This window comes from Affinirhizobium lemnae, from assembly GCF_022968395.1.
In the GTDB taxonomy this organism is placed as follows: domain Bacteria; phylum Pseudomonadota; class Alphaproteobacteria; order Rhizobiales; family Rhizobiaceae; genus Neorhizobium; species Neorhizobium lemnae.
The window spans coordinates 17,570-27,904 of sequence record NZ_JALJQZ010000047.1; the positions used below are offsets into that span (position 1 = coordinate 17,570).

Consider the following 10,335-nt stretch of genomic DNA (forward strand, 5'->3'; position numbering starts at 1 on the left):
TTTGCAGCCGCTTGCGCTACGATCTTAATCGCGGGCAGTTAACAGGGAGTGGACGCGCCGTAACCTTGAACGATGCAGACGGAGCCAGGCGTATCCTGCAAAACGCTCTTGCGGATGGTATAATGTTTGACCCCACGGTCTGCGGGCTTGTCCGCTGGCTTTACCGATCCGGTCGTAATCAGATCGAAATCCTGCTGAACGTTCGCCAGTCGTTTGCTGTCCTGCCGATTGGCAAGCATGGGTGTCACGATGAGCGACAGGGCGATGGCAGCCGTACCAAATAAGAGTGCGATATTCAGAACGCCGGTTCTACCGGTTCTGCCCGATCTGATCGAAGCCCGCTGCTGAGCACGGACTGTCTTCCAGAATTCGTCATCCATCGGAGCCTCGTCAATTTAGTTCAATAGCGCCTTATCTTGTATCGATCCCTTAAAGGATCTGTTAACGCGCGACTGATCTTATGCGTGAGCGTACCATGTCTGTGGATAACTGAACCCCTGTCATATCTCTTTTCGGTTCAAAGAAGATCCTGCAGAAAAGGAATGAGCGGCTCATCTGCGGGCGGCATGGGGTAGTCGCGAAGATTGGCCGAACGCACCCATTTGATGGCCTGTCCTTCTTTGCCAACGGGAATTCCTTCAAACCGCCGACAGACATACAGCGGCATCAGCAAGTGGAAATCCTCGTAGGTGTGGCTGGCAAAGGTTAGCGGCGCCAGGCACGGCACTTTGGTGGTAATACCAAGTTCCTCGTGAAGTTCGCGCACGAGCGTTTCCTCCGGCGTCTCGCCCGGCTCGACCTTGCCGCCGGGAAACTCCCAGAGACCCGCAAGGTTCTTTCCTTCCGGCCTTTGCGCCAGAAGGATGCGGCCGTCCGCATCCACAAGGGCGCAGGCAGCAACCAGGAGCAGACGGCGACCTGGAGAGCTCATACAGTCGAATCCTTCTGTCGCCAGTAACGGTAATGATAGGCATTGCGGAAGCCCAACTTGCGGTACAGCGCGAGAGCCGCAGCGTTATCGGCATTGACCTGGAGCCAACTGCTTCTGGCACCACTGATACGCGCCCACCGCAGCGCAGCCGACAAGATTTCGGTACCGATCCCCTGACGACGGCGCCCTTCGAGCACGGCAAAGGAAAGGATGCCCGCAAGATCATTGTCCTGCACACAAAGTGCAGCCGCCAGAGGGCCATCCGTTGCATGCTCGGAGGTGAAGAACCCCGTCGCAGGACGGATCGCGGTCAGGATCTCGGCGAGTGCAGGCTTCAGAGAGAGATCATCCCCCTGAACGGCAAGAAGGACGTCGATGAAGCGGCCTACATCATGGCTCGGGATATGGTCGAGCGTATCCGGCAGCTCCAGGACAGTCAGATCAGCCGTCATCACCTGCACGGTCTCGAACGGTTCCCAGCCGGATTGCGCCAACCGTCCCAGCAAAGGCTGGGGTGCCAATGGCGTTTCGCGAACCACCAGCGGACGGCCATAGTGCTCGAAGCGCTTGCGAGCCTTTTCGATCCGCACTTCGGCATCATGATAGTCCGACGGGTCGAGCGGCACGACACAGTTGAGCCGTTTGGAGGGATGTCCGCCAGTCAGACGCACCTGCCAGCTGCCATCATAGACCACGGATGCCGCTGGCCAGGCCCGGAAGCCCACGGCTTCCAGACGGCGCACGAGCGGCAGGTTGCCGTGGAAGGATGTCGCCTGCATCAATCGATCAGCTCCGGTAATCGCCATTGATCGCGACATATTCCTTGGTCAGGTCACAGGTCCAGACAGTCGCCGTACCATTTCCGAGACCGATATCGGCGCGGATCGATATGTCTTCCTGCTGCATAACGGCAGTCGTCGCGGCTTCGGAATAGTCCGGATCGCGCTCACCGTTGACAGCCACCCGGATATCGCCGAACCAGATCGCCAGCCGATCACGGTCCGCCATTTCTCCGGACTTGCCGACAGCCATCACGACGCGGCCCCAGTTGGCGTCCTCACCGGCCACCGCGGTCTTGACCAGAGGGGAGTTCGCGATGGACAGGGCGATACGCTTTGCAGCCGAATCACTCTCGGCACCGGTCACCGTGACGGCCACCATCTTGCGGGCACCCTCGCCATCGCGCACGACCTGAAGCGCCAGATCCTTGAGGAGGTCGTTCAGCGCATGGCGGAAGGAAACGAGGCGCGGATCATCCGCCTTCTCGACCCTCTTCTGGCCGTCTTCACCCGCCTTGCCTGTTGCAAACAGAAGAAGCGTATCGGATGTGGAGGTGTCGCTATCGACGGTCACGGAATTGAATGTGGGGCCAACGCCCTTGGACAAGAGTGCCTGAAGGGCAGCGGGCGCAATATCCGCATCGGTCACGACGAAAGACAGCATCGTCGCCATATCCGGCGCAATCATTCCGGCGCCCTTAGCAATACCGTTGATCACGACCGGAACGCCGTCGATCTCGGCAGTGCGCGTGGCAACCTTCGGATAGGTATCGGTGGTCATGATGGCTTTGGCCGCTTCCAGCCAGAAGTCACCGACAGCAGATCCATGCATGTCACCCAGCACACCGGCGAATTTCGTGGCATCCAGAGGTTCGCCGATAACGCCGGTCGAAGCCAGGTAGACCTCGTTCGTCTGGCAACCCACCGCCTTTGAGGCTGAGTCTGCCGTCAGCTCGGTCGCGGCCTTGCCCTTCACGCCCGTGAAGGCATTGGCATTGCCGGAATTGACGACGACAGCGCGCGCTACGCCATGGGGCAGGTTCGCGCGGCAGAAATCAACCGGAGCGGACGGGCATTTCGACCGGGTAAACACACCCGCAACAGAAGCGGGCTCATCGAATACCATCAGCAGAACATCGGTCCTGTTCTTGTACTTGATACCAGCGGCGGCTGTTGCCATCCGCACGCCGCGCACAGTCGGCATCTCTGGATAGGTTTTGGGAGCGAGGGGAGAAACAGCTGACGACATGGCTCAGTTTCCAGACAAAGATTGGCTTCCGGACAAGAAAAGGCCCGCCAAAGCGGGCCGGTGCAGGCTTGTTAAGAGCTATTACTCGCTCTTGGTCAGTTCGTCATAGCCCTTGCGCAGATTTTCGTCCACGATTTCCACCTTCTGGGCCTTCTTGGCCTCATCGATGATGGACGAATACTTTTCCTGCATCACGATCTGGCGAACCTGCGGCTCGACCTGGTCGAAGGCTGGCGGCTGGGCGTTGCGCTTATCCTCGACCTTGATGACGTGATAGCCGAACTGCGACTTCACCGGGGTCTTGGTGTAGCTTCCCTTCGCAAGCGAGAAGGCTGCCTCTTCGAATTCAGGAACCATGCGGCCCTTGGTGAAGTAGCCAAGATCGCCACCGTCGGACTTGCTGGAATCTTCCGACTTGGCTTTGGCCAGTTCGATGAAGTCCTTGCCGGCATCAAGCTGCTTGATGATGTCCTTGGCTTCGTCTTCGGTCTTTACCAGGATATGGCGTGCGTGAACTTCTTCTTCCTTCGGCATCGCTGCGATTTCCTTGTCGTAGCGTGCCTTGACCTCTTCCGGCTTCAGCTTGTCGAACTGATCGCGCAGATAGGCATTGTGCAGTTCGCGTTCCTTGAGGAACACCATGCGCTGCTTGAAATCATCGCTATTCTGAATGCCGGCATCTTCAGCCTTCTTGGCCACCAGCTTGATATCGATGACCTGCGAAAGCGCCGCAACGGTCTTCTGTTCATCCGGCAGCTGCTGATACTGGGCGCTCAGATTTGCGATCGCCGTATCGAGGTCGGACTTGCGAATTTCCACCGAACCCACTTTCGCAACGACAGGGTTGTCCTGCGCAGCGAGAGGCGAGTGGAACGTGAACGCTGCGGCCAGGGTCGCCGCTGCGACGAATTTGGAGCGAAACATAAGGTAGGACCTTTCAAGTAAAGCACCGGTTTCAGTCTGCCCGATTCCGGCCATGGCACCTTCAGAAACACCGGATTGTGGCCATTCTGTATCGGCCAGAACCGTTGACATCATTCAACCCCCCTCTTATCTGTCACGCTACTTCGCGTCTAGAACAGTTTCCGGGCGGGTACTGTAATTTGTCTGTGAAAATTTCACTGGCTGAAGCGGTAACCAGGAGCGCTCGGCAGCCTGATGCCAAATCGATTCAGAAAGGACCATGTGCATGGTCAGCCTTGGTGCGATTGCACGCAAATTTTTCGGCTCCGCCAACGATCGCCGCGTGCGTGGCTATCGTTCGAGCGTGGAAGCCATCAGCGCCCTTGAAGAGAAGATGAAGGCGCTGACCGACGAGCAGCTTGCAGCGAAGTCGGTTGAGTTCCGGCAGGAGCTGGCAAACGGCAAGACGGTCGAAGACATTCTTGTGCCCGCTTTCGCTGTGGTGCGCGAAGCAGCGCGCCGTGTGCTCGGCATGCGTCCGTTCGACGTGCAGCTGACCGGTGGCATGATCCTGAACCAGGGCGCAATCGCAGAAATGAAGACCGGCGAAGGCAAGACGCTTGTCGCGACCCTGCCGGTCTATCTGAATGCGCTGACAGGCCGTGGTGTCCACGTCGTGACCGTCAACGACTATCTCGCAAGCCGCGACGCGGGCATCATGAGCCGCCTCTACGGCTTCCTGGGATTGACGACGGGCGTTATCGTCCACGGTCTCGATGACGACCAGCGCCGCGCGGCCTACGCCTGCGACATTACCTACGCGACGAACAACGAACTCGGTTTCGATTATCTGCGCGACAACATGAAGTATGATCGCGGCCAGATGGTTCAGCGCGGCCACTACTTCGCGATCGTCGACGAAGTGGACTCGATCCTCGTGGATGAAGCGCGCACGCCGCTCATCATTTCCGGTCCGCTGGACGACCGCTCCGAACTCTACAACACGATCGACAGCTTCATCCCGGCCCTGACACCGGAAGATTACGAGATCGACGAAAAGCAGCGGTCCGCCAATTTCTCCGAAGTCGGCACGGAAAAACTCGAGAACCTGCTGCGTCAAGCGGGCCTTCTGAAGGGTGAATCGCTCTACGACGTCGAGAACGTTGCAATCGTTCACCACATCAACAATGCGCTGAAGGCACACAAGCTCTTCCAGCGCGACAAGGATTACATCGTCCGCAACGACGAGATCGTCATCATCGACGAATTCACCGGCCGCATGATGCCGGGTCGCCGTTATTCCGAAGGCCAGCATCAGGCGCTCGAAGCCAAGGAAAAGGTGCAGATCCAGCCGGAAAACCAGACCCTGGCATCCATTACCTTCCAGAACTACTTCCGCATGTATGAAAAGCTGGCCGGCATGACCGGTACGGCTGCAACAGAAGCGGAAGAGTTTTCCAACATCTATGGCCTGGATGTCGTGGAAGTTCCGACCAACCTCCCGATCCAGCGTATCGATGAAAGCGACGAGGTCTACCGGACCGCGGAAGAGAAGTTCAAGGCGATCATCGAAGAGATCAAGGCTGCCCACGAAAAGGGCCAGCCGGTTCTGGTGGGCACGACTTCCATCGAAAAGTCGGAACTTCTGGCGGCCATGCTCAAGCAGGCGGGCTTTGAGAAGTTCAACGTCCTGAACGCCCGCTATCACGAGCAGGAAGCCTACATCGTCAGTCAGGCTGGCGTTCCCGGCGCTGTCACGATCGCCACCAACATGGCCGGTCGCGGTACCGACATCCAGCTTGGCGGCAATATCGACATGCGCCTTGAGCGCGAACTGGACGGCATGGAGCCGGGTCCGGAGCGCGACGCGAAGGAAGCGGCCATCCGCGCCGAGGTCAAGCAGTTGAAGGAAAAGGCACTCGCGGCGGGCGGGCTCTACGTCCTGGCAACCGAGCGCCATGAAAGCCGGCGTATCGACAACCAGCTGCGCGGCCGCTCCGGTCGTCAGGGCGACCCGGGTCGTTCGAAGTTCTATCTGTCGCTTCAGGATGACCTGATGCGTATCTTCGGCTCGGATCGCATGGATAGCATGCTTCAGAAGCTGGGCCTCAAGGACGGCGAAGCCATCGTCCATCCGTGGATCAACAAGGCTCTGGAACGTGCGCAGAAGAAGGTCGAAGCCCGCAACTTCGATACTCGCAAGAACTTGCTGAAGTACGATGACGTAACGAATGATCAGCGCAAGGTGATCTTCGAACAGCGTATCGAACTGATGGACGCGACGGACCTCACGGAAACCGTCACCGACATGCGTCATGAAGTGATCGAGATCCTGGTCACCAAGCATATTCCAGAGCGGGCCTATGCCGAGCAGTGGGATGCGGTCGGCTTGAAGGGAGCGGTTCTGCAACAGCTGAACCTCGATCTGCCGATTCAGGACTGGGTACTGGAAGAAGGTATCGCGGAAGACGATATCCGCGAACGCATCACAGCGGCTGCGGACGCTGCGGCCAAAGATCGTGCCGAGCGTTTCGGCGCGGAAATCATGACCTATGTCGAGCGGTCCGTTCTTCTTCAGACGCTGGATCATCTGTGGCGCGAGCATATCGTCAATCTGGACCATCTGCGGTCTGTCGTCGGCTTCCGCGGCTACGCCCAGCGTGACCCCTTGCAGGAATACAAGGCGGAAGCCTTCGAACTCTTCCAGGCGCTCCTGGCGAACTTGCGCGAGGGTGTGACGGCGCAACTGATGCGTGTTGAACTGATGCGTGACGAACCGGAGGCGCCACAGCCTCCGCCGGTCATGCAGGTTCATCATCTCGACGCGACGACCGGTGAGGACGAGTTTGGCCAGAACGGTGGCGGCTTCATGGCTGTCGCAGCTCCGGAAGACCGTGATCCTAACGACCCACAGACCTGGGGACGCGTTGGCCGCAACGAGCTGTGCCCTTGCGGTTCCGGCAAGAAATACAAGCATTGCCATGGCGCGTTCGAGCAGGCCTGACATACCAAACAAAATCGAATTAGCAACACCTGAAAGGCTCCGGTTTCCGGGGCCTTTTTGCATGGCGCGGCCTGAAGTAACGCCTGCAAGGGTGATGCAGACGAAAGATGTGTCACGATAGGTGTGTTTTTACGAAACAGGATCACGCTTCCTTAACCGTGCACAGCGCAGAATTGGCATATGTAATTGCTGTGCCAAGAGTATTGCGTTTTTCATGACAGTGATCGAAACAGCAGAGCGGCTTTTGCCGCTTGGCCTGAAGAACCGGCTGACGCCTTTGCTGCGTCGGCTGGAACCGATACTGCGTGACGATAGTGAAACAGCGCGCGCCCAGCGTATGGCGCTGATTGCCTTTGCCATCCGCATCATCAGCGCAGCGATCGCCTTCCTCTCCCAGATCATTCTGGCCCGCCTGATGGGCGAATTCGAATACGGTATTTTCGCCTTCGTCTGGGTTCTGGTCGTCGTCTTCGGCAATCTGTCCTGCCTTGGCTTTCATACGGCCGTCATCCGCTTCCTGCCACAGCATCAGAACCGCGGCGAAAGCGAACTGGTGCGCGGCCTGAACTGGACGGCACGCATCGTCGCCATGCTTTCGGCCACGACGCTTGCCGTATCCGGCCTCGTATTCATGACAGTATTCGACAGTTTCGTACCGGATTACTGGTTGATACCGGTCTTCCTGGGTCTGTTCACGCTGCCAATGATCGCGCTGGGTGACGTGCTGGACGGAACGGCCCGCGCAAACGGTTGGGCCGTCACGGCACTCAGCCCCACCTATATCATACGTCCGTTGCTGATCCTGTTTCTCATGCTTGTGGCCGTATGGAGCGGTCAGCCGCAGTCCGCCCGAACGGCGATGGAGGCCGCCCTTGCTGCGACCTACATCACCACATTGTTCCAGTTCATCCGGATGACCTACCGCCTGCGTCGCCAGCTTGGCAGAGGCGCCCTTTCGTTTGCGCTGATGCCTTGGTTCCGCTTCTCGCTGCCATTGTTCCTCGTCGATGGCATCGGCTTCCTGTTGACCAATGCGGATGTCGTCGTCGTCGGCTTCTTCCTGCCGCCGGATCAGGTCGCCGTCTATTACGCCGCCGCAAAAACGATCGCGCTGGTGCAGTTCGTCTACTTTTCGGTCAAGGCGGCGGCGGCACCGCGCTTTGCCGGCATACTTGCAGAACACGATCAATCATCACTGGCGCAATTTTCTGCACAGGCAGCCCGCTGGTCCTTCTGGCCGGCTCTGTTGGTCGGCCTTTCCGTTCTGGCGATGGGAGAAATCCTCCTCGGTCTTTTCGGCCCCGCCTTCACCAGCGGCTATCCGCTGATGGCCATCCTGTTTGCCGGTATTCTTGCAAAGGCACTCGTCGGCCCAGGCGAAGTCCTGCTGAATATGGCCGGACGCCAGTCTCTTTGCGTCGCCATCTATGCCGTGGTGCTTGCCTATGCAGTCACGGTCAACATCGTCATCGTCCCTCGTTTCGGCCTCTACGGTGCTGCCTCGGCGACTGCAAGCGCCATGATGCTGGAGGCAGTCCTCCTCCACATTGCTGTTCGCAAAAAGCTCGGGATCATCCTGTTCGCCTTCGCCCGCGCGGTGAAAAACCCAAACACGGAAGGAGCATCCAATGGTTGAGCTTCCGCCCCGCGGTCCTTTTCGTCTTGATCTGGACGTCTCACCTCAAAAGCCGAAGCTGTCCATTCCCGAAGCTCTGATCAAGGCATCGGTCGGCAGACCGGGACGGACTTTGTCCATCTACCCGGCATCCATGGGCTATGATCTACAGGATGAACTGGATTTTCTGTCTAACCGCGCCATGGAGCCGAATGTCTTCTTTACCGGCCGCATGCTGGCACCCGCCATGCCGCGGGTGGAAGACCGCCAGGTCCAGTTCGCCCTCATTCGCGATGACAACGAGACCCGCAGCCGCATACGGTTGCTGATGCCTTTCTCGCAGGAGAAGCCAGGCTTTTCGCTGGGCGCTTCGATCATCAGGGCATGGGCCAACCCGTTCGGCCCATTGGGAACACCTTTGCTTGACGCGGAAGACGCTGCAGAAACCCTCGACAATCTGCTTGATGCACTGAGCCAGAAACAGTTGCGCCTACCTGACGTTCTCGTCCTTCCAGACCTTCGTCTCAATGGCCGCTTCGCCCAGTTGATGCGCGCGGTCGCGGTGGCGCGAAATCTGCCGGTCAGCATTACCAACACGTTCCAGCGCCCTTTCCTGCAGAGTACTGAAGATCCAGAACTCTATCTGCGCCGAGCAATCTCATCCCACCATCTGCGGGAAATGCGCAGACAGTGGCGGCACCTGGAGCGGTTGGGAACCGTGACCTATGACGTTGCCCGTCAGCCCGACGACATCCGCCGGCGAACGGAGGAGTTTCTGGCGCTGGAAGGCAAGGGCTGGAAGGGTCGCAAACGTTCGGCCTTGATCAATGACCGATTCCGCGCAGCTTTTGCCCGGGAGGCCATCGGAAACCTATCAGATGCAGACGCCGTCCGTATCCATACGGTCAACCTCAACGGTCGCGCGATTGCCTCACTCGTCGTCTTCGTCATGGCTGGCGAAGCCTACACGTGGAAGACCGCCTATGATGAGAACTTTGCCGCCTACTCGCCGGGCAAACTTCTCATGATGAAATTGACCGAATGGCATCTGGACGACATCAACATCCAGCGTAGCGATTCCTGTGCCGTGCCTGATCATCCCATCATGAGCCGCTTCTGGACGGAGCGGGAAGAGATGGGAAGTCTGGTGATCGGCCTGAGGGAAAACAGCGACCGCGACGTGCGCCAGGTCGCCGCACAACTTCATCTCTATCGAAACACGCGAAACATGGCGCGAATTCTGCGCGAGAAAATCCTCGGACTTGCCGGTCGGGACGGGTAGGAAAAGTTATCGCCAGTGGTGCGGCCCCTAACGAATTTCCCTAGAGGAGCCGATTTGCTGAAATCATTGAATAATTTCCAAATCGTGCACTCTAAACGGCTCGGAACCACGTCCCTCAACAACTTTCCCTGCAAGTGTTACAGCGCAAAAAAAGCCCGCTAAAAAGCGGGCTTTCACGGAGTAGGTAAGAACGCGAGTGTTTAAAAGCCTGCGCTCTCGATTTCATTTCGACGGTAGACTCTCGTCGCCTTAGGGCTTGCCTCGTACACCGGACGAATCCCCAACTCGGTCAGCCGATTGCGCACCGCAAGTGCGGCTTCACCCCGTTCTTTTGACAGGACATCAAGCAAAACATGTTCTCGCCCAAACGCTTCCAGATCGTCTAATCGTACCACAAGAATATGGCTCCTGATCTTTTGGTGCGGAACCTTCGTTGTGGGGACAATCCCCAGGTCGAAAAGATCATTGATGGTCTCCCGGCGAGTACCCAACGCAGCAGCGCCTCTAGGTCGTGGTGATGATTTAAGGATTGGGATTCCCAAAAGAGCGCAAATCGGATTCAAAGCTGATTT

At 58.1% G+C, this 10,335-nt stretch carries 9 protein-coding genes; 3 read left to right on the forward strand and 6 right to left on the reverse strand.

Annotation, left to right across the window (positions count from 1 at the left end; genetic code table 11):
• Positions 1-38: 38 nt before the first annotated feature.
• From MUU53_RS19585 to MUU53_RS19605, 5 genes are all read right to left on the reverse strand, one after another.
• Complete coding sequence (locus tag MUU53_RS19585) at positions 39-380, reverse strand: hypothetical protein (RefSeq protein WP_062556009.1); 342 nt, start codon at positions 378-380, stop codon at positions 39-41.
• Between the two features lie 137 nt (positions 381-517).
• Positions 518-931: an 8-oxo-dGTP diphosphatase MutT gene (gene mutT / locus MUU53_RS19590; RefSeq protein ID WP_247262390.1), complete on the reverse strand. Its 414-nt coding sequence runs from the start codon at positions 929-931 to the stop codon at positions 518-520.
• Positions 928-1,737, reverse strand: coding sequence for a GNAT family N-acetyltransferase (locus tag MUU53_RS19595; RefSeq protein WP_247262391.1), 810 nt, complete (start codon positions 1,735-1,737; stop codon positions 928-930). The genes mutT and MUU53_RS19595 overlap by 4 nt, the downstream gene beginning before the upstream one ends.
• Positions 1,718-2,959, reverse strand: a complete 1,242-nt coding sequence (gene argJ / locus MUU53_RS19600; protein WP_247262392.1) for a bifunctional glutamate N-acetyltransferase/amino-acid acetyltransferase ArgJ — start codon at positions 2,957-2,959, stop codon at positions 1,718-1,720. Before argJ ends, MUU53_RS19595 begins: the two co-directional genes overlap by 20 nt.
• Positions 2,960-3,040: 81 nt before the next feature.
• Positions 3,041-3,883, reverse strand: a complete 843-nt coding sequence (locus tag MUU53_RS19605; protein ID WP_247262396.1) for a peptidylprolyl isomerase — start codon at positions 3,881-3,883, stop codon at positions 3,041-3,043.
• Between the two features lie 265 nt (positions 3,884-4,148).
• Between MUU53_RS19605 and secA the strand changes: the two genes are divergently transcribed.
• The 3 genes from secA (at position 4,149) to MUU53_RS19620 (ending at position 9,763) form a co-directional block, all read left to right on the forward strand.
• Positions 4,149-6,866, forward strand: a complete 2,718-nt coding sequence (gene secA, locus MUU53_RS19610; protein WP_247262393.1) for a preprotein translocase subunit SecA — start codon at positions 4,149-4,151, stop codon at positions 6,864-6,866.
• A 214-nt stretch (positions 6,867-7,080) separates the two neighbouring features.
• Positions 7,081-8,502, forward strand: a complete 1,422-nt coding sequence (locus tag MUU53_RS19615; protein WP_247262394.1) for a lipopolysaccharide biosynthesis protein — start codon at positions 7,081-7,083, stop codon at positions 8,500-8,502.
• Positions 8,495-9,763, forward strand: a complete 1,269-nt coding sequence (locus MUU53_RS19620; RefSeq protein ID WP_343229126.1) for a GNAT family N-acetyltransferase — start codon at positions 8,495-8,497, stop codon at positions 9,761-9,763. Before MUU53_RS19615 ends, MUU53_RS19620 begins: the two co-directional genes overlap by 8 nt.
• Before the next feature lie 200 nt (positions 9,764-9,963).
• Here the strand turns inward: MUU53_RS19620 and MUU53_RS19625 are convergent.
• Positions 9,964-10,335: hypothetical protein (locus MUU53_RS19625; protein WP_247262395.1), on the reverse strand; the 372-nt coding region annotated here is incomplete at its 5' end.

Excerpts from the sequence above, each read along its gene's own strand:
- MUU53_RS19585 (WP_062556009.1), bottom strand. The coding sequence starts at position 380 with ATGGATGACGAATTCTGGAAGACAGTCCGTGCTCAGCAGCGGGCTTCG.
- mutT (WP_247262390.1), bottom strand. The coding sequence starts at position 931 with ATGAGCTCTCCAGGTCGCCGTCTGCTCCTGGTTGCTGCCTGCGCCCTT.
- MUU53_RS19595 (WP_247262391.1), bottom strand. The coding sequence starts at position 1,737 with ATGGCGATTACCGGAGCTGATCGATTGATGCAGGCGACATCCTTCCAC.
- argJ (WP_247262392.1), bottom strand. The coding sequence starts at position 2,959 with ATGTCGTCAGCTGTTTCTCCCCTCGCTCCCAAAACCTATCCAGAGATG.
- MUU53_RS19605 (WP_247262396.1), bottom strand. The coding sequence starts at position 3,883 with ATGTTTCGCTCCAAATTCGTCGCAGCGGCGACCCTGGCCGCAGCGTTC.
- secA (WP_247262393.1), top strand. The coding sequence starts at position 4,149 with ATGGTCAGCCTTGGTGCGATTGCACGCAAATTTTTCGGCTCCGCCAAC.
- MUU53_RS19615 (WP_247262394.1), top strand. The coding sequence starts at position 7,081 with ATGACAGTGATCGAAACAGCAGAGCGGCTTTTGCCGCTTGGCCTGAAG.
- MUU53_RS19620 (WP_343229126.1), top strand. The coding sequence starts at position 8,495 with ATGGTTGAGCTTCCGCCCCGCGGTCCTTTTCGTCTTGATCTGGACGTC.